Source organism: Pseudomonas sp. 2(2015), assembly GCF_000955865.1.
In the GTDB taxonomy this organism is placed as follows: Bacteria; Pseudomonadota; Gammaproteobacteria; order Pseudomonadales; family Pseudomonadaceae; genus Aquipseudomonas.
In genome coordinates this window covers 117,626-143,230 of record NZ_JYOF01000019.1, presented here as the reverse complement: position 1 = coordinate 143,230, position 25,605 = coordinate 117,626, and the positions used below count along the sequence as shown (strand labels likewise).

General features: G+C 63.2%; 26 protein-coding genes. 13 read left to right on the top strand and 13 right to left on the bottom strand.

The window, feature by feature from the left end:
* Positions 1-84 precede the first annotated feature (84 nt).
* From fdhD to UB48_RS22585, 5 genes are all read left to right on the top strand, one after another.
* A complete protein-coding gene (gene fdhD / locus UB48_RS22605) occupies positions 85-924 on the top strand; it encodes a formate dehydrogenase accessory sulfurtransferase FdhD (protein WP_045201171.1) in 840 nt (279 codons plus the stop codon).
* Complete coding sequence (locus tag UB48_RS22600; protein WP_045201170.1) at positions 921-3,257, top strand: FdhF/YdeP family oxidoreductase; 2,337 nt, start codon at positions 921-923, stop codon at positions 3,255-3,257. The genes fdhD and UB48_RS22600 overlap by 4 nt, the downstream gene beginning before the upstream one ends.
* Positions 3,258-3,467: 210 nt before the next feature.
* The gene (locus tag UB48_RS22595; protein ID WP_176794206.1) at positions 3,468-3,947 is read left to right on the top strand and encodes a YMGG-like glycine zipper-containing protein; all 480 of its coding nucleotides are present in this window, start codon (positions 3,468-3,470) and stop codon (positions 3,945-3,947) included.
* A 287-nt stretch (positions 3,948-4,234) separates the two neighbouring features.
* Positions 4,235-5,047, top strand: a complete 813-nt coding sequence (locus tag UB48_RS22590; protein WP_045201168.1) for a protein-glutamate O-methyltransferase CheR — start codon at positions 4,235-4,237, stop codon at positions 5,045-5,047.
* A 121-nt stretch (positions 5,048-5,168) separates the two neighbouring features.
* Positions 5,169-5,825, top strand: a complete 657-nt coding sequence (locus tag UB48_RS22585) for a response regulator transcription factor (RefSeq protein WP_026001197.1) — start codon at positions 5,169-5,171, stop codon at positions 5,823-5,825.
* 6 nt (positions 5,826-5,831) lie between these two features.
* Here UB48_RS22585 and UB48_RS22580 read toward each other — a convergent pair whose 3' ends face one another.
* A complete protein-coding gene (locus UB48_RS22580) occupies positions 5,832-6,260 on the bottom strand; it encodes a thioesterase family protein (protein ID WP_045201167.1) in 429 nt (142 codons plus the stop codon).
* A gap of 124 nt (positions 6,261-6,384) precedes the next feature.
* Between UB48_RS22580 and UB48_RS22575 the strand changes: the two genes are divergently transcribed.
* On the top strand, positions 6,385-6,828 hold the full coding sequence (locus UB48_RS22575) for a hypothetical protein (protein ID WP_045201203.1): 444 nt from the start codon (positions 6,385-6,387) through the stop codon (positions 6,826-6,828).
* Between the two features lie 144 nt (positions 6,829-6,972).
* Here UB48_RS22575 and UB48_RS22570 read toward each other — a convergent pair whose 3' ends face one another.
* On the bottom strand, positions 6,973-8,514 hold the full coding sequence (locus UB48_RS22570) for a phosphoenolpyruvate carboxykinase (RefSeq protein WP_045201166.1): 1,542 nt from the start codon (positions 8,512-8,514) through the stop codon (positions 6,973-6,975).
* A 179-nt stretch (positions 8,515-8,693) separates the two neighbouring features.
* Positions 8,694-9,596 (bottom strand): Hsp33 family molecular chaperone HslO, encoded by a 903-nt coding sequence (gene hslO / locus UB48_RS22565; RefSeq protein WP_045201165.1) that lies wholly within the window; start codon positions 9,594-9,596, stop codon positions 8,694-8,696.
* Positions 9,597-9,701: 105 nt separating this feature from the next.
* On the opposite strand from hslO, the gene UB48_RS22560 reads away from it, so the two are divergent.
* Complete coding sequence (locus tag UB48_RS22560; protein ID WP_045201164.1) at positions 9,702-10,505, top strand: phosphatase PAP2 family protein; 804 nt, start codon at positions 9,702-9,704, stop codon at positions 10,503-10,505.
* On the opposite strand, the gene UB48_RS22555 is transcribed toward UB48_RS22560, so the two are convergent.
* Entirely contained in the window at positions 10,502-10,903 is a 402-nt protein-coding gene (locus UB48_RS22555) for an RNA-binding S4 domain-containing protein (protein WP_038998195.1), read from the bottom strand. The two genes, UB48_RS22560 and UB48_RS22555, sit on opposite strands and share 4 nt — an antisense overlap.
* A 143-nt stretch (positions 10,904-11,046) precedes the next feature.
* Between UB48_RS22555 and UB48_RS22550 the strand changes: the two genes are divergently transcribed.
* Together UB48_RS22550 and rimK are read left to right on the top strand one after the other, a co-directional pair.
* Entirely contained in the window at positions 11,047-11,529 is a 483-nt protein-coding gene (locus UB48_RS22550) for an ATP-dependent zinc protease (protein ID WP_038998194.1), read from the top strand.
* A complete protein-coding gene (gene rimK, locus UB48_RS22545) occupies positions 11,526-12,431 on the top strand; it encodes a 30S ribosomal protein S6--L-glutamate ligase (protein ID WP_010221234.1) in 906 nt (301 codons plus the stop codon). Before UB48_RS22550 ends, rimK begins: the two co-directional genes overlap by 4 nt.
* Here rimK and UB48_RS22540 read toward each other — a convergent pair.
* Both UB48_RS22540 and ompR read right to left on the bottom strand, forming a co-directional pair.
* Positions 12,428-13,741, bottom strand: coding sequence for an ATP-binding protein (locus tag UB48_RS22540; RefSeq protein ID WP_038998193.1), 1,314 nt, complete (start codon positions 13,739-13,741; stop codon positions 12,428-12,430). The two genes, rimK and UB48_RS22540, sit on opposite strands and share 4 nt — an antisense overlap.
* 128 nt (positions 13,742-13,869) lie before the next feature.
* Positions 13,870-14,610, bottom strand: coding sequence for a two-component system response regulator OmpR (ompR, locus tag UB48_RS22535; protein ID WP_045201163.1), 741 nt, complete (start codon positions 14,608-14,610; stop codon positions 13,870-13,872).
* Positions 14,611-14,851: 241 nt separating this feature from the next.
* On the opposite strand from ompR, the gene UB48_RS22530 reads away from it, so the two are divergent.
* From UB48_RS22530 to UB48_RS22515, 4 genes are all read left to right on the top strand, one after another.
* Entirely contained in the window at positions 14,852-17,170 is a 2,319-nt protein-coding gene (locus UB48_RS22530) for a Tex family protein (protein WP_045201162.1), read from the top strand.
* Positions 17,170-17,553, top strand: a complete 384-nt coding sequence (locus UB48_RS22525; protein WP_045201161.1) for a PaaI family thioesterase — start codon at positions 17,170-17,172, stop codon at positions 17,551-17,553. The genes UB48_RS22530 and UB48_RS22525 overlap by 1 nt, the downstream gene beginning before the upstream one ends.
* Before the next feature lie 153 nt (positions 17,554-17,706).
* Positions 17,707-19,293: a glutamate--cysteine ligase gene (gene gshA, locus UB48_RS22520; RefSeq protein WP_045201160.1), complete on the top strand. Its 1,587-nt coding sequence runs from the start codon at positions 17,707-17,709 to the stop codon at positions 19,291-19,293.
* Between the two features lies 1 nt (position 19,294).
* Positions 19,295-19,921 carry a TetR/AcrR family transcriptional regulator gene (locus tag UB48_RS22515; RefSeq protein ID WP_045201159.1) on the top strand — a complete coding sequence of 209 codons (627 nt, stop codon included), beginning with the start codon at positions 19,295-19,297 and terminating at the stop codon, positions 19,919-19,921.
* Between the two features lie 101 nt (positions 19,922-20,022).
* On the opposite strand, the gene UB48_RS22510 is transcribed toward UB48_RS22515, so the two are convergent.
* The 7 genes from UB48_RS22510 to UB48_RS22480 all read right to left on the bottom strand — a co-directional run bounded on the left by UB48_RS22510 (position 20,023) and on the right by UB48_RS22480 (position 25,592).
* Positions 20,023-20,238 (bottom strand): molybdopterin-binding protein, encoded by a 216-nt coding sequence (locus tag UB48_RS22510; RefSeq protein WP_010221227.1) that lies wholly within the window; start codon positions 20,236-20,238, stop codon positions 20,023-20,025.
* A gap of 19 nt (positions 20,239-20,257) precedes the next feature.
* Positions 20,258-21,070 (bottom strand): aliphatic sulfonates ABC transporter ATP-binding protein, encoded by an 813-nt coding sequence (gene ssuB, locus UB48_RS22505; RefSeq protein WP_045201158.1) that lies wholly within the window; start codon positions 21,068-21,070, stop codon positions 20,258-20,260.
* Positions 21,067-21,861 carry an aliphatic sulfonate ABC transporter permease SsuC gene (gene ssuC, locus UB48_RS22500; RefSeq protein WP_045201157.1) on the bottom strand — a complete coding sequence of 265 codons (795 nt, stop codon included), beginning with the start codon at positions 21,859-21,861 and terminating at the stop codon, positions 21,067-21,069. Before ssuC ends, ssuB begins: the two co-directional genes overlap by 4 nt.
* A 10-nt stretch (positions 21,862-21,871) precedes the next feature.
* The gene (gene ssuD / locus UB48_RS22495) at positions 21,872-23,020 is read right to left on the bottom strand and encodes an FMNH2-dependent alkanesulfonate monooxygenase (protein WP_045201156.1); all 1,149 of its coding nucleotides are present in this window, start codon (positions 23,018-23,020) and stop codon (positions 21,872-21,874) included.
* 58 nt (positions 23,021-23,078) lie between these two features.
* Positions 23,079-24,044, bottom strand: coding sequence for a sulfonate ABC transporter substrate-binding protein (locus tag UB48_RS22490; RefSeq protein ID WP_045201155.1), 966 nt, complete (start codon positions 24,042-24,044; stop codon positions 23,079-23,081).
* 92 nt (positions 24,045-24,136) lie between these two features.
* Positions 24,137-24,730 (bottom strand): NADPH-dependent FMN reductase, encoded by a 594-nt coding sequence (gene ssuE / locus UB48_RS22485; protein ID WP_045201154.1) that lies wholly within the window; start codon positions 24,728-24,730, stop codon positions 24,137-24,139.
* Between the two features lie 223 nt (positions 24,731-24,953).
* Positions 24,954-25,592 (bottom strand): peroxiredoxin, encoded by a 639-nt coding sequence (locus UB48_RS22480; RefSeq protein WP_045201153.1) that lies wholly within the window; start codon positions 25,590-25,592, stop codon positions 24,954-24,956.
* Between the last annotated feature and the right edge of the window lie 13 nt (positions 25,593-25,605).

The following is a 25,605-nucleotide window of genomic DNA, read 5'->3' as shown; positions in this document are numbered from 1 at the left end:
TATCAAAGCATCAGCATTAGCGATTAGACGATACCCGAGCGCAAGCCTAGGCTTAAAGCTGAACAGCCGCCGGTACCTCTGCTGATGAGCACTAAACCCCCGGCCTGTGCGGCGTCCACCCCGCTTGTGACTGCGCCCGCGGCCAGCAACACCTACGACTACTGCCACCTTGACGACGACAGCCAGGCCCATACCGCACTGGCCGAGGAAGTCGCGCTGGCGATCGCCTATAACGGCATCAGCCAGGCCGTGATGCTGGTCAGCCCCACGGACCTTGAAGACTTTATCGTCGGCTTCAGCATCGGCAGCGGCATCATCGCTTCGGCCAACGAGATCTACGACGTCAAGTTCACCGGCAACGGTTCTGCCGTGCATGCCGAAGTCGAGATTGCCAACCGCGCCTTCTGGAACCTCAAGACCCAGCGCCGGCAACTGGCCGGCACCAGTGGCTGTGGCCTGTGCGGTGTTGAGGCGGTGGAGCAGGCGCTGCCCGACCTTGCCGTGCTGCCCGGTGCGCCGCTGCCACCCGCGCAATGGCTGGCCGGCCTGCGCCAGCGCATGGATGCCTTCCAGCCCCTGGGCCAGCACTGCGGCGCGGTGCATGCGGCACTGTTCATGAACAACCAGGGCGAGATCCTCCTGGGCCGCGAAGACATCGGCCGGCACAACGCCCTCGACAAGTTGATCGGTGCCCTGGTGCGCCAGCACATCAGCCTCGACGGCGGCCTGGCGATCGTCACCAGCCGCTGCAGCCTGGAGTTGATCCAGAAGGTGCTGCGCGCCGGCATCCAGACCCTGGTCAGCCTGTCCTCGCCTACCGGCCTGGCCCTGCAGTGGGCACGGCGGCACAACCTCAACCTTATTCACCTGCCCAAACACAGCGCACCACGGGTGTTCAGCCCCGTGCGGGAGAACCGAACGTGAGCCTGCATCACCAAGCCGACCACAAGCCTGTGCCCCGCTACAAACCCTACCACGGCGCCGCTGGCGGCTGGGGCGCGCTGCGCAGCGTGGCCCAGGCCTGGATCGGCAGCGACAATGCCCTGAAGAACATCCGCGCGCTGCTCAAGACCAACCAGAACGGCGGCTTCGACTGCCCTGGCTGCGCCTGGGGCGACTCGCCGGAAAGCGGCATGGTCAAGTTCTGCGAAAACGGCGCCAAGGCGGTGAACTGGGAAGCGACCAAGCGCCGCGTCGATGCCGCGTTCTTCGCCCGCCACAGCGTCACTTCGCTGCTGGCCCAGAGCGACTACTGGCTCGAATACCAGGGCCGGCTGACCGAACCGATGGTCTACGACGCCAGCACCGACCGCTACCAACCAATCGACTGGGATGGCGCCTTCGCCCTGATCGCCGAGCACCTGCAACAGCTCGAAAGCCCGGACCAGGCCGAGTTCTATACCTCTGGCCGGGCCAGCAACGAGGCGGCCTACCTGTACCAACTGTTTGTGCGCGCCTACGGCACCAACAACTTCCCCGACTGCTCGAACATGTGCCACGAGGCCAGCGGCGTGGCCCTGGGGCAGAGTGTCGGGGTCGGTAAAGGCACGGTGACTTTCGACGATTTCGAACATGCCGACGCGATCTTCGTCTGGGGCCAGAACCCCGGCACCAACCACCCGCGCATGCTCGAACCGCTGCGCGAAGCGGTCAAGCGCGGCGCCCAGGTGGTCTGCGTCAACCCGCTGAAAGAACGCGGCCTGGAACGCTTCCAGCATCCGCAGCACCCGCTGGAAATGCTCACCAACGGCGACCGCCCGACCAACACCGCCTACTTGCGCCCAGCCCTGGGCGGCGACATGGCGGTGCTGCGCGGCATGGCCAAGTTCCTATTGCAGTGGGAGCGTGAAGCCCAGGCCAACAATGCCCCGGCGATCTTCGATCACGACTTTCTCAACCAGCATACCCAGGACGTACTGGGCTACCTGGCCGCGGTCGACGCCACCTCCTGGGAGCAGATCACCGCGCAATCGGGCCTGACCCTGGCCGAGATCGAGCAAGCCGCGCGCATGTACTGCAGGGCCAAGAAGGTCATCATGTGCTGGGCCATGGGCATCACCCAGCATCGCCATTCGGTGGCGACCATCCAGGAAATCGCCAACCTGATGCTGCTGCGCGGCAACCTCGGCGTTCCCGGTGCCGGCCTGTGCCCGGTGCGTGGCCACAGCAACGTGCAAGGCGACCGCACCATGGGCATCAACGAACGGCCGCCGGTGGCCCTGCTCGACGCCCTGGAGCGCCGCTTCGGCTTCAAGGTACCGCGCCACAATGGCCACAACACCGTCGAGGCGATCCGCGCCATGGCCGACGGCCAGGCCAAGGTGTTTATTGCCCTGGGCGGCAACTTCGCCCAGGCCACCCCGGACACCGAACGCACCGCCCAGGCCCTGCGCAACTGCGCGCTGACCGTGCAGATCAGCACCAAGCTCAACCGCAGCCACCTGCTGCATGGCAAGCAGGCGCTGATTCTGCCGTGCCTGGGCCGGACCGATATCGACCTGCAGGGCCAAGGCCCGCAGGCAGTAACGGTGGAAGACTCGTTCAGCATGGTCCACGCCTCCAATGGCCAGTTGCAGCCACTGTCGCGGCAAATGCGCTCAGAGCCTGCAGTGATCGCCGGGATTGCCAACGCCACCCTCGGTGCCAAGCCTGTGGACTGGAACTGGCTGATCGCCGATTACGGGCGCATCCGCGACCTGATCGACCAGACCATCCCCGGCTTTGACAACTTCAACCAGCGCCTGCAAAACCCGGGCGGCTTCTACCTGGGTAACAGCGCCGGCCAGCGGCAATGGAAGACCGCCAGCGGCCGGGCCAACTTCAAGGCCAACGCCCTGCCGGACGACCTGCTGCACGAGCGTGTGCGCGCCAGCGGCCAGGTGCCGGACCTGATCATGCAGTCGATGCGCTCGCACGATCAGTACAACACCACCATCTATGGCCTGGATGACCGCTACCGTGGGGTCAAGGGCCAGCGCAACGTGCTGTTCGCCAATGAAGCCGACATCGTCCGCCTGGGCTTCCACCCCGGGGACAAGGCCGATATCGTCTCGTTGTGGAGCGATGGTCGCGAGCGGCGGGTCAAGGGCTTCACCCTGCTGGCCTTCGATATTCCGGCCGGCCAGGCGGCGGCCTACTATCCGGAGGTCAACCCGCTGGTGCCGCTGGAGAGCGTGGGCGATGGCAGCCACACGCCGACCTCCAAGTTCGTCGCGATCCAGTTGCAACCTGCCAGCGACAACGCCCGGATCCTCTGACAGAATCGGCGGCAAACAGGCACAAAAAAGGCCCTGACATCACTGTCAGGGCCGCGTTCCAAGTAAGCTCAGACACGCGAAAAACGATAAAGTTTCACAGTGAAAACAGTAACTTAGAAAATTGTGTACAACTCGTGTTACTCGTCGGATTTCGTTTGCCAGCCCCCCTCCCCAGCCTCAGGATCGCCTCGTCATCCCTATGAGGCTTTCTTGATGAAGTACTCCTCGATTCTGTTGTTGTCTCTTGGCCTGCTCAGCGGCGTTGCCTCGGCAGGTGGCACCACCGAAGCCGGTATTGGCGGCGCATTGGGTGGGGTACTGGGCTCGGTGGTCGGTCAGTCGATCGGCGGCAGCACCGGCGGTGCAATCGGTGCGGGCCTGGGCGGTGCAGCCGGCAGTGCGGTCGGTGCCGACAAGCGCCAGCGCGGTGAAGCCGCAATCGGTGGTGCCCTGGGCGCAGCCGGCGGCAACGTGGTCGGCCGCAGCATGGGCGGCACCACCGGTAGCTATATCGGTGCGGCCGCAGGCGGTGGTGCCGGCGGCGCGCTGGGTAACTACATGGGCAACAAAGCCGATGAAGACGAGCGCGATGACCGTCGCTACCGTCGCGGCTACGACGATCGTCGTTACTACGACCGTGGCCACCACTACGGCCACCGCAAGCACAAAAAGCACTGGCGTCACCGCTGAAGCCTGTCGGGCTTAAGCCAAACTCCTAGTCCCTGCCCCCATGGGCAGGGATCGCTGCATCACCCCGCGCGTTACCGATCAAGCCCTGCAGGCCGATCTTCCGGCCAGTCCCGGCAGGCCCTGAATTCCCTTCTGCTTGCCAGCCACCTGTGACCTAGGGGCAACCCCGATTCTGGCGGTTATAGCCAGTAGCTATCATCGGCCGTTCCCAATCAGCCAATGGACGCAGGGAATGCGCAGCTATCACGCAAAGACGGCCCGATTGCCCTGTGCACGAGGGGTGTGAGATGCCTGCCGGCAGCCGCCCTCCGTTGCTGAGCGAAGCCCAGTTCCTGCGCTTTCGCACCCTGGTCAGCCAGCGCACCGGCGTGTTCCTCGCCGCCGACCGCCGCGCCGCCGTTGCAGCGCGCCTGGGAAAGCGCCTGCGGCACCTGCAACTGGCCTCCTTCGAACAGTACCTGCATCTGGTCGAACAGCCTGACCAGCAGCAGGAACAACAACGGGTGCTCGACCTGCTGGTTGCCCGCGACAGCTACTTCTTCCGCGAACATCGCCATTTCGAATTCCTCGCCCAGTGGCTGCGCGACATGCCCCGCCCGTTAAGGCTCTGGAGCGCTGCCTGCGCCTCTGGCGAAGAAGCCTACAGCCTGGCCATGGTCGCCAGCGAACACGCCGTGAACGACAACTGGAGCGTGCTGGCCAGCGACGTCAGCCGCAACCTGCTCGAGCAGGCAGGCGAAGGCATCTATGACGTCACCCAGGCCCGTTACTTTCCCGAAGGCTGGCTGCAACGCTACTGCTTGTGCGGCGTCGGCGAAATGGCCGGGCGCATGCGCATGGTGGCGTCCCTGCGCGAGCGCCTGCGGTTTCGCCCGATCAACTTGATCCAGTCGCTACCCACCGACCTGGGCCTGTTCGATGTGATTTTTCTGCGCAATTTGCTGACCTATTTCAGTCAGGATGAGAAGCAGCGCGTGGTTCATCGCCTGCTGGCCTGCCTGCGCCCGGGTGGCCTGCTGCTGATCGGGCATAGCGAGAGCATCCACGGCCTCGACCTGCCCTTGCGGCCGATCCTGCCCTCGGTGTTCGAACGCCTATGATGGCCGGCGCTGTCGGGACCTGCGGCAGGCCCCCGATACTGATCGCGCCACCGCGCGGCAGCGCTCATCCGGACCGAGCAAACCTGCCGCCCCTCTTCTTTTGCGAAACAGGCTCGAACCCATGCTTTGCCGAATACTACTTGCCGATGACTCGCCGCTCTTTCGAGCGGGCCTGCGAGCGCTGCTCGAACAAAAAAAACAATACGCCGTAGTCGGTGACGCAGGCGACGGCATGACCGCTGTCGCCCTGGCCGAGAAGCTCAAGCCCGACATCATCCTGCTGGACATGACCGCCGACACCCTCGACAGCGAGCAGATCCTGCGTGAGCTGTTTTTGCGCGTGCCCTCAAGCCATGTATTGATGCTCTCGTCGCGCTCGGAGCTGGACTTCGTCATGCGTTGCCTGCAGCTGGGTGCTCACGGGTTTCTGCTCAAGAGCGCCACCGTACTGGAGCTGGAGCAAGCCCTGCAGGCGCTGAAAAACGGCGGCCAGTACCTGTCGTCAGCGGTGCTGCCGATGGTCATTGGCCAGGCGGTGAAGCACAGCCGCAAGCGTCCCAGCGGCAGCACCACGATGCAGTTGACTGCGCGCCAGCTGGAAATCCTGCGCTTGATTGCCCGCGGCGAGTCGACCCGCTCGATTGCCGACGGCCTCGGCCTGAGCGTGAAGACTATCGAGGCGCACCGCTCGCAGATCATGCATCGCCTGCAGATTCACGATGTACCCGGCCTGGTGCTGTTTGCCGTACGCGAAGGCATCATCCGCCTCAACGATTGAGCGGTCTCAGCCTTGCAAGCGCTCCAGTGCCGCCTGCAGCGTGGCCGGCAACTGCGCCGGCCGCCCTGACTCGCGCTCGACGAACACCTGCACCAGCTTGCCGGCCGCGCAAGGCTGCCCGTCCTCGACCCGAAACAGTGCCAACTGATACTCCACCGAACTGCCCGCCAGACGCGCCACACGCAAGCCAACCTCAAGGGTGTCGGGAAAGGCCGGCAAGGCAAAGAAGTCCGCCGCCGAACTGACCACGAAACCGGCGACCTCGCCTTCCTGCAAATCCAGCCCGGCCTGTTGCAGCAGGTACGCCTGGATCGCCGTGTCGAAGTAGGCGTAAACCGTGGCACCGGCTATATGGCCATTGAGGTCGCTGTCCTGCCAGCGGCTGAGGATCGGGTGCAGATGGCGGAAGGCTTGGCGTTGTGGGAGTTCGGACATGAGGGACCTGAGACACTTGTGGAAGAGTGCGAAGCTTCCCACAAACACTTCAGAAGCCCTATAGTTGCAATCAACTATAGATTGCATAGCATGGATCGACCTTATGAGGCAGAGACATTCACCCATGCCAACTCATAACATGGACCATGCCGAACTCAGCAAGATGGTCGAGATTGGCTGCATCAACACCACGCATGTAGTCGCGCAAGCGGGGGGCTGGGCTGTTCAAGTCTCCGCCAGTGACCAGGAGCACATACTCACTGCACAACGCAGTGGCAATGTCCGGTTGTTCAAAAAACTCGAGACGCTGGTGAGCTATCTCCAGGCGCTAGGCATTGACTACTTCAAGGTCGACAGTTCCAGCTACGACCCCGAGACACTCCAGACCTATCAAAGACCTGATCGTGCCCAGGCCCTTAAAACAGCACATGAAGCGGCGGCCTACGAAACCTGGTTCAGCGCACAAGTCGAAGCCAGCCTGCAGGACACTACTCCGTCAATCGAGGATGATGAAGCTCGCCGCTTGTTCGCCGAGCGCCGCGCAGCGCTGAAAGCTCGTTCGCATTGATGAGACTGGTGTGGCGAGCCATGGCACTGAGCGACCGCGAACTGACCATGGACCACATTGCAGCCGACAACCCGGAAGCGGCAATCGCACCGGAAAACAAAAAGCCGCCCCTGAGGGCGGCTTTTTGTTTACGCAGGCTTCAGCTTACAGCTGTGGGCCAGCAGCCTTGATGGCGTCGGACACTTCGAACTTCTTGAAGTTTTCGATGAACAGGCCAGCCAGGGCTTTTGCAGCTTCATCGTAAGCAGCCTGGTCAGCCCAGGTGTTGCGTGGGTTGAGCAGGTTGGTTTCAACGCCCGGTACGGCCAGTGGCACGTCGAGGTTGATGGTGTCCAGGTGCTCGGTTTTGCTACCGATCAGGGCGCCGCTCTGGATCGCTGCGATCACCGCGCGGGTGGTCGGGATGTTGAAGCGCTTGCCCACACCGTAGCCACCGCCGGTCCAGCCGGTGTTGACCAGGTAGACCTTGGAGCCGAAACCGCGGATACGCTTGATCAGCAGCTCTGCGTATTCGCCAGCCGGACGCGGGAAGAACGGCGCGCCGAAGCAGGTGGAGAAGGTCGACTTGATGCCGCTGCCCGAACCCATTTCGGTCGAGCCCACCAGAGCGGTGTAGCCGGACAGGAAGTGGTAGGCCGCTTGTTCTTCGTTGAGGATCGACACTGGCGGCAGCACGCCGGTCAGGTCGCAGGTCAGGAAGATGACCGCGTTAGGCTCGCCACCGAGGTTCTTCTCGGAACGCTTGGCAACGTGCTCCAGCGGGTAGGCGGCGCGGCTGTTCTGGGTCAGGCTGACATCGGTGTAGTCGGCGTGCTTGGCATCGTCGATGACGACGTTTTCCAGTACTGCGCCGTGCTTGATGGCTTTCCAGATGACCGGCTCGTTCTTCTCGGACAAGTCGATGCACTTGGCGTAGCAGCCACCTTCGATGTTGAAGACAACGCCTTCGCCCCAACCGTGCTCGTCGTCGCCGATCAGGTAGCGGCTTTCGTCAGCCGACAGGGTGGTCTTGCCGGTGCCCGACAGACCGAAGAACAGGGTCACATCGCCCTCTTCGCCGATGTTGGCAGCGCAGTGCATTGGCAGCACGTCGGCAGCCGGCAGCAGGAAGTTCTGTACCGAGAACATGGCCTTTTTCATTTCACCGGCGTAACGCATGCCGGCGATCAGGACTTTCTTCTGGGCGAAGTTGAGGATCACGCAACCATCGGAGTTGGTGCCGTCACGCTCAGGCACGCACTCGAAGTTGGCAACGTTGAGCACTTGCCACTGATCACGGCCAGCAGGGTTGTACTGTTCAGGATTGATGAACAGGCAACGACCGAACAGGTTCTGCCAGGCAGTCTGGGTGGTCATCTTCACTGGCAGGTAGTGATCGGCAGCCGCGCCTACGTGAACGTAGGAAACGAAGTGATCCTGGGCGTTGTTGAACGCCTCGACGCGGTCCCACAGGGCATCGAACTTGTCGGCCGGGAACTTGCGGTTGATCGGGCCCCAGGCGATGGCGTCCTGAGTGGACGGCTCTTCGACGATGAAACGATCCACCGGCGAACGACCGGTACGGTGACCGGTTTTCACGACCAGCGCGCCAGTATCGGCCAGCTCGCCTTCACCGCGGTTCAGCGCTTCTTTTACCAGCTCATCGACGCTCAGGTCGGTGTAGACGGTGTTGTTGGCTTGCGTCATGAGATTCCCCATCCGGCCTGCGGCCGAGTGCTCCAAACGTTTTGTAGTAGAGCTTTGAAAACTACTACAGCGAAAAAAGTGGCCGGATTATGCCAGAAACGCCCAAAAAAAGTAGGGCCCTCCTGTCAGAACGGCGTGTTTCCGGCGTTAGACAGGAGATTTACCTGTGGTGAAACGTTTTAGTGACGAGTATCTGACGGTGTGTCTACACCGCCACCGGCGAACAATTGCTCGATATCGGCGGCATCAAATTGGTAGCGCTGATTGCAGAACTGGCAATCGACTTCGATCTGGCCGCCATGCTCGTTGATCAGCTCCAGCGCGTCATGCTTGCCCAGGCTCACCAGGGCATTGCCGGAGCGCTCACGGGAGCAGCTGCAGCGAAAATGCAGCGGCTGGATATCGAACAGTCGCACGGCATCCTCGTGATACAGCCGATGCAGCACAGTCTCGTTGTCCAGGCCCAGCAGTTCCTCGGCCTTCAGGGTATTGGCCAGCGCCTTGACGTGGTTCCAGCTTTCCTCGCGTTCCTCGATGTCCTTCTGGCGGTCGGCCGGCAGCTGCTGCACCAGCAGACCACGGGCACGAATGCCGTCGGCGGCCAGGGTGATGCAGGTGTTGACCTGCTGGGACATGACAAAATAGTTGGTGAAGCATTCCGACAGATCCTTGCCGTCCAGTTCCACCGTGCCCTGGTAGCGCTGGCCGTTGACCGGAATGATGGTCAGCACCAGGTGGCCGCCAGGCATCAGATCGGCGAGGGTTGCATCATCCTTGATCTGCTCGGCCGCATAACGGGCCAGGCCACGAATTTCGTGCTCGCTGGTGCACTCGATAGCCAGCAGGGGCACCGGCCCGCTCGACTGCGCCTGGAGGATCAGCAGGCCATCGAACTTCAGCGTACCGACCAGCAGCGCGGCTGCCGCCATCAGCTCGCCGAGCAGCTGTGCCACAGGCTGCGGATAAGGGTGCTTGGCCAGCACTTCGGCGTAGCTGCGCTCCAGCCCGACCATTTCACCGCGAACGTCGCGGTCGTCGAAAAGGAAGCGTTGTGTGTAGTCGGTATCTGGCAAATCGGACATGGGCTTTGGCTTTCTGAATGATGACAAAATAATTTCAAGGGCCTATAAAGCCCAGTCTAGAGCACCAGAATGGTGCGCTCGTGGTTCGCAGCAAAGAGGTAGTTTATGGACAATTCTTCACTGTTCCAAGCAAGGTGGGCTTGGGGTCCCTTGATTCTCTGCACGGTTTTGCCCGTTGCTCTACTGTGTTTCTGGTTGTGGCCTGTTGGCCAGATCATCTGCCTGACTTTCGACGAATGGCTGTTTCACCTGCTCAACCGGCCACTGGCCGACAATAGCGTCTGGCGTTACATCTGGACCGTCGGCAGCCTGCGCCCGTTCGATATTGTCGTCGGCCTGATCCTCCTCAGCCTGCTGATCCGTGGCGACTGGGTATTCAAGGCCAGTCAGGTGCGCCAGGCCTTCTTCGGCTTCTTCGCTACCCTGGTCCTGCTGCTGGTGATCCGCGCGCTGTTCTCGAAATGGATGAACGCCATGGGCTGGCAGCACAACAGCCCGTCGATGGTGTTCAGCGATGCCATTCACCTCAGCGATTTCTACCCGCAACTTGAAGCACGCTGGGAACTCAAGGACCGCTCCAGCCAGAGCTTCCCTGGCGATCACGCCTCGGTGCTGCTGATCTGGGCGATGTTCATGAGCCTGTTCAGCCGCAAGCTGCTACAGCAATTGCTGGTCTGGGCTCTGGCGCTGCTGTTCATGTTGCCACGCCTGGTGGCCGGCGCGCACTGGGGCCAGGACGACTACATCGGCGGCGTGCTGATGGCGGTACTGGCCTTGGGCTGGAGCTGCTATACCCCGTTTGCCGCCAAGGCCAGCGCTACCCTGATGCGCCTGAGCGCACCGCTGTTCGAGCTCATGGCGCGGCTGCCACTGCTCGGGCGCCTGAATGTGGTCAACCCGCGCGCTTAACCGGCGCTGTCATGCAACTGATGCAGCTGGCGCCGCTGTTTCTTGGTGGGCCGGCCATCAGTACTGACCCCCAGGGCACCGGCCTTGCGCATCGCCGCAGCCTGTTCACGGCGGGCGATGCTCTGCGCGGTTTCCTCGTACAGCGCCTGGGCTTCAGGCGCGCCGCGACGCACTACCGACAACGCCTTGACCACCACCGTACGCTCGTCAAAGCCGGTACGCAGGACGAACTCATCGCCCAACCGCGGCTCCTTGCCCGGCTTGCAGCGCTCGCCCCGGCAATGCACCTTGCCACTTTCGATGGCCGCCTTGGCCAGCGCCCGGGTCTTGTAGAAGCGCGCCGCCCATAGCCATTTGTCCAGACGGACCTTGTCATCCTCTTCCGGCTTTTGTGCCATGACATTTCCCCACTTATTTTCGTAAAGGGAACTGTACTACCGTATCTGGCGGATGCAAAAAACACGCGGCGTGCTTACAGTTCACCGACCTGTCGTTCATGCCCGCCCTGGTGCCTGACGACTTACTACGCTGGTTGAGCATTTTGAAGACATTTGACCATTTGACCGTGATCGGCCTGCGCGAGTGGGTGGCCCTGCCGGACCTCGGCCTGGCCGGCCTGCGGGCCAAGATCGACACCGGCGCCAGCACCTCGAGCCTGCACGCCACCGAAGTCGAACCCTTCGAGCGCGATGGCGAGCAGTGGGTGCGTTTCAACGCCCATTTGGGTTCGGTGGTACAACTGCGTCACCGGCGCTGCGAGGCGCCGCTGGTGACGATGAAAACCATCAAGAGCTCCAACGGCCAGGCCCAGACCCGCTACGTGATCCGCACGCCTTTGGCGCTGGGTGACCGGGTGTGGGAGGTGGAATTCACCCTGGCCTGCCGCAAGGCCATGCGCTATCGCCTGTTGCTCGGTTCCAAAGCCCTGATCCATGGCCAGCTGGTGGTCAACCCGGGGCTCAAGTACGTTCAGGACAAGCCGGCATTCCCGGCCACTATCACTCCCTCCACAGGTGTTGCATGAAGATCGCCGTGCTGTCGCGAAACCCGCGTCTGTATTCCACTCGTCGCCTGGTCGAAGCCGGTACCGAACGAGGCCATGAGGTGGTTGTGATCGACACCCTGCGCGCCTATATGAACATTGCCAGCCACAAGCCGCAGATCCACTACCGCGGCAAGCCGCTGGAAAACTTCGACGCGGTGATCCCACGAATCGGCGCTTCGGTGACCTTCTACGGCTGCGCGGTGCTGCGCCAGTTCGAAATGATGGGGGTGTTCCCGCTCAACGAGTCGGTGGCCATCGCCCGCTCGCGGGACAAGCTGCGCTCGCTGCAGCTGTTGTCGCGCCGGGGTATCGGCCTGCCGGTCACCGGTTTTGCCCACTCGCCGGACGACATCCCCGACCTGATCCAGATGGTCAATGGCGCGCCGCTGGTGATCAAGGTGCTCGAAGGCACCCAGGGCATCGGCGTGGTGTTGTGCGAAACCACCAAGGCAGCCGAGTCGGTGATCGAAGCCTTCATGGGCCTGAAGCAGAACATCATGGTCCAGGAATACATCAAGGAAGCCGGTGGCGCCGACATCCGCTGTTTCGTGGTCGGCGACAAGGTCATCGCCTCGATGAAGCGCCAGGCCAAGCCCGGTGAGTTTCGCTCCAACCTGCACCGCGGCGGCAGCGCCAGCCTGATCAAAATCACCCCGGAAGAGCGCATGACCGCCATCCGCGCCGCCAAGGTCATGGGCCTGAGCGTGGCCGGTGTGGATATCCTGCGCTCCAATCACGGCCCGCTGGTGATGGAGGTGAACTCCTCGCCTGGCCTGGAAGGCATCGAAGTCACCACCGGCAAGAACGTCGCCGGGATGATCATCGAACACCTGGAGAAGAACGGCGGGCCGAACCTGACCCGCACCAAGGGCAAAGGCTAAACAGCGTCGCGCGGCAGCATCAGCCCCAGCGGCAGCCGCACCCGCGCCTCCAGGCCGCCGCCTGAACGGTTGCGCAACTGCACGTTGCCACCGTGCTGGGCGGCGATCCGCTTGACGATCGCCAGGCCCAGCCCGGTGCCCTTGCCGCTACGGGCACGGTCGCCGCGGATGAACGGGTTGAAGATGCCCTCCAGCTCGCCCGGGTCGATCCCGGCGCCGCGGTCGAGCACGCTCAGTACCACGTAGGGCGCGCCATTCTCGCCAGACACATAGGCCGCCACTTCGACGCCCTTGCCGGCGTGGTACAGGGCATTGCCGATCAGGTTGTTGAGCAAGCGCTTGAGCGACACCCGGCGCAGCGGGAACGGCGGGATCGGCTCCAGGCACAGGCGCACCTGTTCCTCGGGCTGGTTGAACGGCGCCACCACCTCACGCACCAGTTCACTGAAATCGACCTCTTCGACCGGCTCATCGCGACCATCGCGGATGAACGCCAAAAACTGGTCGAGAATCGCGTCCATGTCTTCGATATCGCGAACCATGTCGTCGGTCAGGTCGCTTTCGTTGGCCAGCAACGACAACGACAGGCGCAGGCGCGTCAGCGGTGTGCGCAGGTCATGGGAGACCCCGGCGAGCATCAGTTCACGCTCGCGCCCGGCCTGTTCGACATCCTCGGCCATCTGGTTGAAGGCACGGTACACCTCGGTCATTTCGCTCGGCGTATCGCTGATCGGCAAGCGCACGCTGCGCCCCTGGCCCAATTGCCGAGCGGCGAACACCAGACGCTTGAGCGGCTGGTTGAGCTGGCGCACGAAAATCCACGCCGAGGCGGTCGACAACAGGCCGATGGCCAGGAACCAGCCAAGCACGCTCCAGATCTTCTGCCCACGCAGCGGATGCGGATACAGCGGCACCTTCAGCCAGCCATCGCCCAGGCTCGGCGCCCGTACCCACAAGGCCGGCGGCGCATGTACACGCAGGCGCACCTCGGTGTCGGCGCCAAGTTCGGCCTGCATCTGGCGCTGGTAGATTTCGCTGTACGGCCAGTGCTGCTCACCCTCGGGCACCCCGGAGCCAACCACCCGGATCAGCCCCGCCGCCTCGGCGATCTTGTCGCGATCGGACTCATCGGCAGCCCAGTAGGCGCGCAGGGTCAGGGCCACGCCATGGCTGTATTGGCGGTCGACCAGCACGTCCTCGTTCATCAGCAGGTACACCAGGGTCAGGGCCTTGGAGAACAGCACGACGATCAGCACCAGCCAGAGGGTGCGGGCGAAGAAGCTTTGCGGGAACCACAGGGGCGTTTTCATCGACAACGGCTACACACTATGCGGGAACGAGCGGGGCTCGCAGGCTTTGCAAAGCGCTGCACAGGCAAAAACAGGGCAATCCCGAAGGCCTGCCCTGCTGGCGGTGAGCTACTCCTGCAAACGAAACATCACTTGCTGGCATTACCATCCGGGACAAACACATAACCAACGCCCCAGACGGTCTGGATGTAACGCGGCTTGGACGGGTCGGGTTCGATCATCCGGCGCAGGCGCGAGATCTGCACGTCGATGGAGCGCTCGAGGGCGTCCCACTCGCGGCCACGGGCCAGGTTCATCAACTTGTCGCGGGTCAACGGCTCGCGGGCGTGCATGACCAGCGCCTTGAGCACGGCGAACTCACCGGTGGTGAGCATGTGCACTTCTTCGCCGCGCTTGAGTTCGCGGGTGGCCAGCGACAGCTCGTAGTCGCCAAAGGTGACGGTTTCGTCCTCGCTGCCTGGTGCACCCGGTACTGCCGGGGCCTGGCGGCGCAGCACGGCCTTGACCCGGGCCATCAGTTCGTCGGGGTTGAACGGCTTGGCCAGGTAGTCGTCGGCACCCAGCTCCAGGCCTTTGATGCGGCTCAGCTCGTCGCCCTTGGCGGTAAGCATGATGATCGGGATCTGGTTGTTGGCGGCGCGCAGGCGGCGGCAGGCGGTCAGGCCGTCTTCGCCGGGCAGCATCAGGTCCAGCACCACCAGGTTGAAAACCTCGCGGGCCAGCAGGCGGTCCATCTGTTCGGTATTGGGTACTGCACGGGCGCGATAACCCTTGCTGGTGAAGAACCGTTCCAGCAGGCTGCTCAGGCCCGGGTCATCGTCGACGATGAGAATTTTGTCGCCTTCGGCGGTTTGTGCAGTGCTGCTCATGGGTAGCTCCTCTAATCTCGGCACGCATTATGGCTTAGCCATCAATGGCCGTGCCGTGTGCATTGTTAGCAGATTTTTCCCCGGGTGCCAGTATTGCCGGGCCGACAACTGGCCTGCTGCTATCACCGCAAGCCGGACGCGCTGGGTATAATGCGCCGCTTTCAGCCAGCGCCGCATTGACCACAAGCGCTCTACAGCGCCCGCCCGCGGCCTTTGTATTCACAATTTGTCAGGTGGTTTTATGGACAGCATCAACAGCCGCATCGCCGAGGAACTCGGTGTCCGCCCACAACAGGTCGAAGCGGCCGTGGCTCTACTTGATGAAGGTTCGACCGTGCCTTTTATCGCCCGTTACCGGAAAGAAGTCACCGGTAGCCTGGATGACACCCAGCTGCGCCACCTGGAAGAGCGCCTGCGCTACCTGCGCGAGCTGGACGAACGGCGTGTCAGCATCCTTGCCAGCATCGAAGAGCAAGGCAAGCTGACCCCGGAACTGGCCCGTGAAATCAAACTGGCCGACACCAAGACCCGCCTCGAAGACCTGTACCTGCCGTACAAGCAAAAGCGCCGCACCAAGGGCCAGATCGCCCTGGAAGCCGGCCTCGGCGAGCTGGCCGACGGCCTGTTGAACGACCCGCAACTGAGCCCTGAAATCGAAGCCGCGCGTTTCGTCGACGCCGAAAAAGGCGTGGCCGATGTCAAAGCCGCCCTCGAAGGTGCCAAGTACATCCTCATGGAGCGCTTTGCCGAAGACGCCAGCCTGCTCGACAAACTGCGCAGCTTTCTCAAGCAGGAAGCAGTGCTCAGCGCCCGCCTGGTGGCCGGCAAGGAAGAGGAAGGGGCGAAGTTCCGTGACTACTTCGAGCACGACGAAGTGCTCAAGAGCGTACCGTCGCACCGCGCCCTGGCGATTTTCCGCGGCCGTAACGAAGGCGTGCTGTCCGCTTCGCTGAAAGTCGGCGAAGAACTGCCGGGCACCCTGCACCCGTGCGAAATGATGATCGCCGAGCGTTTCGGCCTGCAAAATCAGAACCGTCCTGCCGACAAATGGCTGGCCGAAGTGGTGCGCTGGACCTGGAAGGTCAAGCTCTACAGCCACCTTGAAACCGACCTGTTCGGCGAGCTGCGCGACAACGCCGAAGGCGAGGCGATCAACGTCTTCGCCCATAACCTGCACGACCTGCTGCTGGCCGCCCCGGCCGGCCCGCGCGCCACCCTGGGCCTGGACCCGGGCCTGCGCACCGGTTGCAAGGTCGCCGTGGTCGATTCCACCGGCAAGCTGCTGGACACCGCCACCGTCTACCCGCACGTACCAAAAAACCAGTGGGACCAGACCATCGCCGTGCTCGCCGCGCTGTGCGCCAAGCACTCGGTCGAGCTGATCGCCATCGGTAACGGCACCGCCAGCCGCGAAACCGACAAGCTCGCCGCCGAACTGATCAAAAAATATCCAGCCCTGAAAATGACCAAGGTCATGGTCTCCGAAGCCGGTGCTTCGGTGTACTCGGCCTCGGAGCTGGCGGCCAAGGAGTTCCCGGACCTCGACGTGTCGATCCGTGGCGCTGTGTCGATCGCCCGCCGCCTGCAAGACCCGCTGGCGGAACTGGTGAAGATCGAGCCGAAATCCATCGGTGTCGGCCAGTACCAGCACGACGTTTCGCAGTTGAAGCTGGCCCGTGGCCTGGATGCCGTGGTCGAGGACTGCGTGAACGCCGTCGGCGTCGACGTCAACACCGCGTCGGTGGCGCTGCTGGCGCGCATCTCCGGCCTCAACAGCACCCTGGCACAGAACATCGTCGCCCACCGCGACGCCAACGGCGCCTTCAAGACCCGCGCCGCACTGAAGAAAGTCAGCCGCCTGGGCGAAAAAACCTTCGAACAGGCCGCAGGCTTTCTGCGCGTCATGAACGGCGACAACCCGCTGGACGCCTCGGCGGTGCACCCGGAAGCCTACCCGCTGGTACAGCGCATTGCCGCCGAGACCGACCGTGACATCCGTTCGCTGATCGGCGACAGCGGCTTCCTCAAGCGCCTGGACCCGAAGAAGTTCACCGACGAAACCTTCGGCCTGCCGACGGTCACCGACATCCTCCAGGAACTGGACAAACCCGGCCGCGACCCACGCCCGGAGTTCAAGACCGCCGAATTCCAGGAAGGCGTCGAAGACCTCAAGGACCTGCAACTGGGGATGATCCTCGAAGGCGTGGTGACCAACGTCACCAACTTTGGTGCCTTCGTCGACATCGGCGTGCACCAGGATGGCCTGGTGCACATCTCGGCACTGTCGGAGAAGTTCATCAAGGACCCGCGTGAAGCGGTCAAGGCCGGCGACGTGGTCAAGGTCAAGGTCATGGAAGTCGACATCCCGCGCAAACGCGTCGGCCTGTCGATGCGCATGAGCGACACCCCGGGCGAGAAGATCGACGGCGCCCGTGGCAGCCGTCCGGGCTCGGCCCCGCGCCAGCAGAGTGCCCCGGCCCGCGCCAAGGAAACTCCGGCACCGGCCAACAACGCCATGGCCTCGCTGTTCGCCAACGCCAAGCAGCTGAAGAAGAAGTGATGACGGTTCCCGACGACGTCGTCTTCAGCGCCTTCAGCCAGTTGCTCGGCTGCCGTCTGCAACGCCTGGAAAACGGCGTTGCCGAGGTGGCCATGGCCCTGGAGCCGCACCTGCGCAACCGCGGCGGCAAGCTGCATGGCGGGGCAATCTTCAGCCTGGTCGACACCACCATGGGCCTGGCCTGCTCCAGTTCCCATGGTTTCGACCAGCAGAGCGTGACCCTCGAATGCAAGATCAACTACCTGCGCGCGGTCAGCGAAGGTGACGTGCTGTGCATCGCCCGGGTGCTGCATGCCGGGCGGCGCACGCTGGTGGTCGACGCCGATGTACTCCAGGGCGACAAACTGGTGGCAAAAGCGCAGGGGACTTTCGTCGTCCTCTAGCCGCAAACGGCCAAACTGCGGTACTTTCGGCAGAGCGCAGGCGCTGCCGAAAGCCGGCCAAAACCAGGCGACAACGCCAGTTCCTCTGTCCACCCTTGTAGACCGTCATCTCTACCCCCATATTGGGGCGACTGACGCGTGAAGGAATCCATCTTGAGCGAACTTCTCAACCGCCGCCTGAGCCTGCTCGGCCAAGGCGACAACCTCTCCCTGCTCAAGCAGTGCCTGCACGGCATCGAGCGTGAATGCCTGCGTGTGACCGAGGAAGGTCGTCTGGCCCAGACTCCGCACCCCGAAGCCCTGGGCGCGGCGTTGACCCACGAGCAGATCACCACGGACTACTCGGAGTCGCTGCTGGAGTTCATTACCCCAGCCCTGGCGGACCCGGCGCAGACCCTCGAAAGCCTGGAGAACATCCACCGCTTCGCTTACACCAAGCTTGGCAACGAGTTCCTCTGGAGCCCGTCGATGCCCTGCCCGCTGCCGGCCGAGGAAGACATTCCGATCGCCTGGTACGGCACCTCCAACATCGGTCAGCTCAAGTACGTCTACCGCAAGGGCCTGGCCCTGCGCTACGGCCGCACCATGCAATGCATCGCCGGGATTCACTACAATTTCTCGCTGCCAGAAAAACTCTGGCCGCTGCTGCGCGAAGCGGAACACAGCACGGTGGATGATCGCGACTATCAGTCGTCGGCCTACATCGCCCTGATCCGCAACTTCCGTCGCTACAGCTGGCTGCTGATGTACCTGTTCGGCGCCTCGCCGGCCCTGGATGCCGGCTTCTTGCGTGGCCGCCCGCACCAGCTTGAGCAGTTCGACGCCGACACCCTGTACCTGCCCTACGCCACCAGCCTGCGCATGAGCGACCTGGGTTACCAGAGCAACGCCCAGGCCGGCCTGACGCCGTGCTACAACAACCTCGCCAGCTACACCGACAGCCTGCGCAAGGCGGTGGCCACGCCGTACGCGCCCTATGTCGAGATCGGTACGCACAAGGATGGCGAGTGGGTTCAGCTGAACACCAACATCCTGCAGATCGAAAACGAGTACTACTCCAACATTCGCCCCAAGCGCGTCACCTACAGCGGCGAGCGGCCGATCCAGGCGCTGATGGCCCGTGGCATCCAGTACGTCGAAGTGCGCTGCCTGGACATCAACCCGTTCCTGCCCACCGGTATCGACCTGCCGCAAGCGCGTTTCCTCGACGCCTTCCTGCTGTTCTGCGCCCTGGAAGACAGCCCGCTGCTGGGCAACCAGGAGTGCGGCAACTGCACCGGCAACTTCCTCAGCGTGGTCAAGGAAGGTCGCCGCCCGGGCCTGCAACTGCAGCGTGACGGCCAGCCGGTCGAGCTCAAGCAGTGGGCCGATGAATTGCTCGAACGCATCGCGCCACTGGCCGAACTGCTTGACCGCAGCCAGGGCGGCGACGAACACGCCAAGGCCCTGCAGGCGCAGAAAGCCAAGGTCAGCGACCCTGCCCTGACGCCATCGGCGCAGGTGCTGGCGAGCATGACCGAGCACAAGGAAAGCTTCAGCCGCTTCGCCTTGCGCCAAAGCCAGGTGCATGCCGAGTTCTTCCGCGCCCAGGCCCTTTCAGCCGAGCAGCAGCAAGGTTTCGAAAGCGCAGCGCGCCAGTCCCTGGAAGCCCAGGCTAAGCTTGAGCGTGAAGAGGACAAGGCTGATTTCGACCTGTTCGTCAGCGCTTACCAGGCGAGCATCCTGGCGATCAGCAACTGACATGACCCGCACCGTTACCCCGCGCAAACCCCGGGCCCGCAGCCAGGCGAGGATCGATTCGATCCTCGAGGCGGCGCGCACGCTGCTGGCCAGCGAAGGGGTGGCCAGCCTGTCGATTTACAGCGTGGCCGAGCGCGCGCAGATTCCGCCGTCGTCGGTGTATCACTTCTTCGCCAGTGTCCCGGCGTTGCTTGAAGCACTCACCGCCGACGTGCACGGCGCCTTTCGCGCCTGCCTTGAAGCACCGATTGATTCAGCGGCGCTGAACACCTGGCACGACCTGTCGCGCCTGGTCGAGCAGCGCATGCTGGTGATCTACAACGAAGACGCCGCGGCCCGGCAATTGATTCTCGCCCAGCATGGCCTGAGCGAAGTGACCCAGGCTGACCGCCAGCACGACATCGAGCTGGGCGACCTGATGCACAGGCTGTTTGCCGCGCATTTCCAGTTGCCGGTGTTACCGGAAGATGTCGATGTGTTTGCCCTGGCCATGGAACTGGGTGACCGGGTGTATGCCCGTTCGGTGCAGTTGCATGGGCAGATTACGCCGCGCATGGCCGAGGAAGGGATGCGGGTGTTTGATGCTTATCTGGGCTTGTACCTACCGCCCTTCTTGCCGAAACGCTGATGGCCTCATCGCTGGCAAGCCAGCTCCCACAGGGACTGTATACACCGAACCTTGTGGGAGCTGGCTTGCCTGCGATGCAAGGCAAAGCCTTGCCCTGGTAGTCAGAGCTTGGCGATCGACACTTCGGTCGACTTCACAAAGGCAATCACCTCGCTGCCAATAGTCAGTTCCAGCTCACGCACTGAACGGGTGGTGATCACCGAGGTGACGATACCCGAGGCGGTCTGCACGTCGATTTCCGACAATACCGGGCCTTCGAGGATTTCTTTGACGGTGCCTTTGAACTGGTTGCGTACGTTGATCGCTTTGATAGTCATCTGCTTGGTTCCTTACAGGTCAGAGAGCCCAACGCAATTGCGTCGGCAAAGGTGCGACAGGTTCCGGCTCGGGCGGTGTGCCCGGAATCGACAGAACCCGGTTGAGAACTTCGGTTTCCAGTGCAGCCAGGCGGTGTGAGCCGCGTACCCGCGGGCGTGGCAGGTCGACGATAAGGTCCAGGCCCACCTCGCCGTCTTCGATGAGAATCACCCGGTCGGCTACCGCCACCGCCTCGCTGACGTCGTGGGTAACCAGCAACACGGTGAAGCCGTGCTGGCGCCACAGCCGTTCGATCAACTGCTGCATCTCGATCCGGGTCAGGGCATCCAGTGCCCCCAGCGGCTCATCGAGCAGCAACAGGCGTGGCTGGTGAATCAGTGCCCGGGCCAGGGCCACGCGCTGCTTCTGGCCACCCGACAAGGCCGCCGGCCATTCATTGGCACGCTCGGCCAGGCCGACCGCCTCCAGCGCTTCCAGCGCCCGTGGCCGCCAGTTGCCCGAGAGGCCCAGGCCAACGTTGTCGATAACCTTCTTCCACGGCAGCAGGCGCGCTTCCTGGAACATCAGGCGGGTGTCTTCCTGGGCTTCGCGCAGCGGCGCGGAACCTGCCAGCAACTCGCCGCCACTGGGTTGGTCGAGGCCGGCGAGCAAGCGCAGCAAGGTGCTCTTGCCGCAGCCACTGCGCCCGACAATGGCGACGAACTGCCCGGCCGGAATGTGCAGGTCGATATCACGCAGTACCTGGCGCTGGCCGAAGGTCTTCTGCAGGTTCTGCGCCGCCAGCGGAATCCCTCGCAGCAGCCGTGGTGGTGGATCCTTGAGGATGGTCATGCGCCCTCTCCCCTGCTCGCTTGATAGGCCGGATGCCAGCGCAGCCAGACCCGCTCGAGGCCGCGTGCGGCCAGATCGGCAAGCTTGCCGAGCACGGCATAGAGAACGATGGCCAGGACCACCACATCGGTCTGCAGGAACTCGCGGGCGTTCATTGCCAGGTAGCCGATGCCGGCGTTAGCCGAAATGGTTTCGGCAACGATCAGGGTCAGCCACATAAAGCCCAGGGCAAAGCGCACGCCGACCAGGATCGACGGCAAGGCACCGGGCAGAATCACCTGGCGAAACAGCTCGAAGCCGGACAAACCATAGCTGCGGGCCATTTCCACCAGCGCCGGGTCGACGTTGCGGATGCCGTGGTAGGTGTTCAGGTAGATCGGGAACAAAGTGCCCAGGGCCACCAGGAAAATCTTTGCCGACTCGTCGATGCCGAACCACAGGATCACCAGCGGAATCAGCGCCAGGTGAGGTACGTTGCGGATCATCTGCACCGAACTGTCGAGCAGGCGTTCGCCCCATTTCGACAGGCCGGTGATAAAGCCCAGCGCCAGGCCGATGGCACCGCCAATCACAAAACCGACGGCGGCGCGCCAGCCACTGATTGCCAGATGGGTCCAGATCTCGCCGCTGCGTACCAGCTCGACGCCAGCGCTTAATACCGCGCTGGGCGCCGGCAAAATCCGCGTCGACAGCCAGCCGACGCTGACTGCCAGTTGCCAGACCGCCAACAACAGCAGCGGCAACGCCCAGGGCGCCAGGCGTTGCTGCCAGGGAGTGGATTTACGACTCATGGCCCGGCCCTCAGCGCTGCGCCGAGGATTTAGGCAGGATGTCGTTGGCGACCATCTCGCCGAACGGGCTCACGTAGCCACCGCTTTGCGGCAGTTGCGGGCGCTCCACGTCCAGGTGCGGGAACAGCAGCTCGGCGACCCGGTACGACTCTTCCAGGTGTGGATAACCGGAGAAGATGAAGGTATCGATGCCCAATGCTGCGTATTCCTTGACCCGCTCGGCCACAGTCGGGCCGTCGCCGACCAGCGCCGTGCCGGCACCGCCGCGCACCAGGCCGACACCGGCCCAGAGGTTGGGGCTGACTTCGAGGTTGTCGCGGTTGCCGCCATGCAGCGCGGCCATGCGTTGCTGGCCGACCGAATCGAAGCGTGCCAGCGAGGCCTGGGCGCGGGCGATGGTGTCGTCGTCCAGGTGCGAGATCAGCCGCTCGGCGGCCTGCCAGGCTTCGGCGTTGGTTTCGCGCACGATCACATGCAGGCGGATGCCGAAGCGCACCGTGCGGCCTTGCTTGGCGGCCTTGGCGCGCACTTGCTCGATCTTCTCGGCCACCGCCGCAGGCGGCTCGCCCCAGGTCAGGTACAGCTCGACCTGCTCGGCTGCCAGGTCCTGGGCCGCTTCTGAAGAGCCGCCAAAGTACAGCGGCGGACGCGGCTGCTGGATCGGCGGATAGAGCAGCTTGGCGCCTTTGACCTGGATGTGCTGGCCGTCGTAGTCGACGGTTTCGCCTTCCAGCACCCGGCGCCAGATGCGGGTAAATTCCACCGAGGCCTGGTAGCGCTCTTCATGGCTGAGGAACAGGCCGTCACCGGACAGCTCTTCCGGATCGCCGCCGGTGACCAGGTTGAACAAGGCACGGCCACCGGAAAGACGATCCAGGGTTGCCGCCTGACGCGCCGCTACGGTCGGCGAGATGATCCCCGGGCGCAGCGCGACCAGGAACTTCAAGCGCTGGGTTACCGGGATCAGCGACGCGGCAACCAGCCAGGAGTCCTCGCAGGAACGCCCGGTCGGAATCAACACGCCACCAAAACCGAGGCGGTCGGCGGCCTGGGCAATCTGCTGCAGGTAGCCGTGATCGACGGCGCGCGCGCCCTCGGCGGTGCCAAGGTAATGGCCGTCGCCATGGGTGGGAAGAAACCAGAATACGTTGAGGCTCATTGGAGTTGTCTCCTAGGGGTGGCGCAGACCGGGGCGGCGCCCCGGCGCGGGCAAATCGTCAAGGGGCGCTGGCGACCTTGGCCGGCGGGGTCCAGATCACATCCTTGATGCTCAAGGGTTTGGGAATCAGCTTGAGCGTCTTGAAGGTGTCGGCGATCTTCTGCTGGGCAGCGATCACTTGCGGGGTCAGGAAGGCAGCGCCGTAGCCCTGGCGCTTGACCGAGGTCAGGGTGATGTCGGCCGGCAGGCCGAGCAGCGGCGCGACCTGGTCAGTGACTTCCTGCGGGTTGGCCTTGGACCACTCGCCCACCGCGCGCACTTCATCGACCAGCGCGCTGATCACTTCAGGGTGCTTTTGCGCATAAGGCTTGGTCGCCAGGTAGAACTGGTGGTTGTCGACGATGCCCTGGCCATCGCGCAGGGTGCGCGCCTGCAGCTGCTGCTCGGCAGCCGCCTGGTACGGGTCCCAGATCACCCAGGCATCGACGCTGCCGCGCTCGAAGGCGGCGCGGGCATCGGCGGGCGGCAGGAACACCGGCTGGATGTCGCTGTACTTGAGGCCGGCGTCTTCCAGGGCGCGGACCAGCAGGTAGTGAACGTTGGAGCCTTTGTTCAGCGCGACTTTCTTGCCCTTGAGCTCCTTCACCGACTGGATCGGCGAGCCCTTGGGCACCAGGATCGCTTCGCTGTGCGGCGCCGGCGGCTCGTAGGCGACATACAGCAGGTCGGCGCCAGCGGCCTGGGCGAACACCGGCGGCGTCTCGCCGGTGACGCCGAAGTCGATCGAGCCGACGTTCAGGCCTTCGAGCAGTTGCGGGCCACCGGGAAATTCAGTCCATTGCACCTGCACGCCCTGGGCGGCAAGGCGTTTTTCCAGCGTGCCCTTGGCTTTGAGCAACACCAGGGTGCCGTACTTCTGGTAACCGATACGCAGGCTTTCAGCCTGGGCTTGAGTAATGGCGCCGAAGGACACAGCCGCAGCAAACAGAGCGACCAGACCACGACGCAAAATGACAGTGCGCATAGCGCTCTCCTTTGCTGTTGGGGTTCAGGCTGCACCTGCTTGCCCGTTGGCGGGCGAGTAAGGTGGGAATTACAGGTAACGGGTGGTAAGCCTCAGATGCTCCAGCGAGCACTGAGCAGACGTTCATTCAACACGCCCGGGGCAACCGGTTTGGGTCGACGCGCCAGGGCGCTGTGGAACAGTTCGAGCGATTCCAGCAGGCGCTGCTCCAGCGCCGGCGCCAGTTGCGCGGCGGCACTGCCTTCGCCGTAGGCGATCTGGCTGTCGTCGGCGAAGATGCCTTGCAGGGTTTCCTGGGCCTTGAGCGCAGACAGTACCGGCTTGAGCGCGTAGTCCACAGCGAGCATGTGGGCGATGCTGCCGCCGGTTGCGATCGGCAGCACCACCTTGTGGTTCAGGGCGCGTTCGGGCAGCAGGTCGAGCAGGGTTTTCAGCGCACCGGCAAACGAAGCCTTGTACACCGGAGTGGCAACCACCAAGCCGTCGGCCTGCTCTACCAACTGCAGAAAATGCTGCACCCTGGGGCTGTCGAAGCGTGCATGCAGCAGGTCTTCGGCGGGAAAGTCGCGCACCTGGAATGTCACCACTTCCACGCCCTGGCCCTGCAGCCACTGGCGGCTGCGCTCAAGCAGGACGCCGGAGCGCGAACGCAGACTGGGACTACCACCGAGAGAAACAACCAGCATTGGAGCGCATCCTTGATCGTGTTCTAGAGGGCCGCGAGTTGCAGTTCTCGCTGGAGTGGAGTGACCTTAACAGCTCGATACATATATCTATAAATCATATTTTTTCATTTGTTTATTCTTTACGGAACTATATGAGCATCGCGGGGCAAGCCCGCTCCTACCGGCCTCCAGGGGAATAAAAAAAGGGCCGTAAACGGCCCGAATTCCCTGCTATGGCTAAAGATCAACGATTGGGTTGCGGGGTCAGGCGCAGGTATGGCTTGACCGCCCGGTAACCCTTGGGAAAGCGGCGCTTGATTTCGTCTTCATCCTTGAGCGATGGCACGATCACCACTTCGTCACCGTCCTGCCAGTTGGCCGGGGTGGCAACCTTGTGGTTGTCGGTCAGTTGCAGCGAATCGATTACCCGCAAGATCTCGTGGAAGTTGCGCCCGGTGCTGGCCGGGTAGGTGATGGTCAGACGGATCTTCTTGTTCGGGTCGATGACGAACAGGGAACGCACCGTCAGGGTGTCGCTGGCATTGGGATGAATCAGGTCGTAGAGGTCGGAAACCTTGCGATCGGCATCAGCCAGGATCGGGAAGTTGACGACAGTGTTCTGGGTTTCGTTGATGTCTTCGATCCAGCGGTGGTGCGAATCGACCGGGTCCACCGACAGGGCAATGGCCTTGACCCCGCGCTCGGCGAACTGCTCCTTGAGCTTGGCGGTGAAACCCAGTTCGGTGGTGCACACCGGAGTAAAGTCGGCCGGGTGGGAGAACAGCACGCCCCAGCTGTCGCCCAGCCATTCGTGGAAGCGGATCTTGCCGGCGCTGGAATCCTGTTCGAAGTCGGGGGCGATATCGCCGAGTCTGAGGCTCATGGTGCGGCTCCTT

What these genes read in the sequence shown, in the direction of transcription:
- fdhD (WP_045201171.1), top strand. Translation starts at nt 85, where the DNA reads ATGAGCACTAAACCCCCGGCCTGTGCGGCGTCCACCCCGCTTGTGACT.
- UB48_RS22590 (WP_045201168.1), top strand. Translation starts at nt 4,235, where the DNA reads ATGCCTGCCGGCAGCCGCCCTCCGTTGCTGAGCGAAGCCCAGTTCCTG.
- UB48_RS22585 (WP_026001197.1), top strand. Translation starts at nt 5,169, where the DNA reads ATGCTTTGCCGAATACTACTTGCCGATGACTCGCCGCTCTTTCGAGCG.
- UB48_RS22580 (WP_045201167.1), bottom strand. Translation starts at nt 6,260, where the DNA reads ATGTCCGAACTCCCACAACGCCAAGCCTTCCGCCATCTGCACCCGATC.
- UB48_RS22575 (WP_045201203.1), top strand. Translation starts at nt 6,385, where the DNA reads ATGCCAACTCATAACATGGACCATGCCGAACTCAGCAAGATGGTCGAG.
- UB48_RS22570 (WP_045201166.1), bottom strand. Translation starts at nt 8,514, where the DNA reads ATGACGCAAGCCAACAACACCGTCTACACCGACCTGAGCGTCGATGAG.
- hslO (WP_045201165.1), bottom strand. Translation starts at nt 9,596, where the DNA reads ATGTCCGATTTGCCAGATACCGACTACACACAACGCTTCCTTTTCGAC.
- UB48_RS22560 (WP_045201164.1), top strand. Translation starts at nt 9,702, where the DNA reads ATGGACAATTCTTCACTGTTCCAAGCAAGGTGGGCTTGGGGTCCCTTG.
- UB48_RS22555 (WP_038998195.1), bottom strand. Translation starts at nt 10,903, where the DNA reads ATGGCACAAAAGCCGGAAGAGGATGACAAGGTCCGTCTGGACAAATGG.
- rimK (WP_010221234.1), top strand. Translation starts at nt 11,526, where the DNA reads ATGAAGATCGCCGTGCTGTCGCGAAACCCGCGTCTGTATTCCACTCGT.
- UB48_RS22540 (WP_038998193.1), bottom strand. Translation starts at nt 13,741, where the DNA reads ATGAAAACGCCCCTGTGGTTCCCGCAAAGCTTCTTCGCCCGCACCCTC.
- ompR (WP_045201163.1), bottom strand. Translation starts at nt 14,610, where the DNA reads ATGAGCAGCACTGCACAAACCGCCGAAGGCGACAAAATTCTCATCGTC.
- UB48_RS22530 (WP_045201162.1), top strand. Translation starts at nt 14,852, where the DNA reads ATGGACAGCATCAACAGCCGCATCGCCGAGGAACTCGGTGTCCGCCCA.
- UB48_RS22525 (WP_045201161.1), top strand. Translation starts at nt 17,170, where the DNA reads ATGACGGTTCCCGACGACGTCGTCTTCAGCGCCTTCAGCCAGTTGCTC.
- UB48_RS22515 (WP_045201159.1), top strand. Translation starts at nt 19,295, where the DNA reads ATGACCCGCACCGTTACCCCGCGCAAACCCCGGGCCCGCAGCCAGGCG.
- UB48_RS22510 (WP_010221227.1), bottom strand. Translation starts at nt 20,238, where the DNA reads ATGACTATCAAAGCGATCAACGTACGCAACCAGTTCAAAGGCACCGTC.
- ssuB (WP_045201158.1), bottom strand. Translation starts at nt 21,070, where the DNA reads ATGACCATCCTCAAGGATCCACCACCACGGCTGCTGCGAGGGATTCCG.
- ssuC (WP_045201157.1), bottom strand. Translation starts at nt 21,861, where the DNA reads ATGAGTCGTAAATCCACTCCCTGGCAGCAACGCCTGGCGCCCTGGGCG.
- ssuD (WP_045201156.1), bottom strand. Translation starts at nt 23,020, where the DNA reads ATGAGCCTCAACGTATTCTGGTTTCTTCCCACCCATGGCGACGGCCAT.
- UB48_RS22490 (WP_045201155.1), bottom strand. Translation starts at nt 24,044, where the DNA reads ATGCGCACTGTCATTTTGCGTCGTGGTCTGGTCGCTCTGTTTGCTGCG.
- ssuE (WP_045201154.1), bottom strand. Translation starts at nt 24,730, where the DNA reads ATGCTGGTTGTTTCTCTCGGTGGTAGTCCCAGTCTGCGTTCGCGCTCC.
- UB48_RS22480 (WP_045201153.1), bottom strand. Translation starts at nt 25,592, where the DNA reads ATGAGCCTCAGACTCGGCGATATCGCCCCCGACTTCGAACAGGATTCC.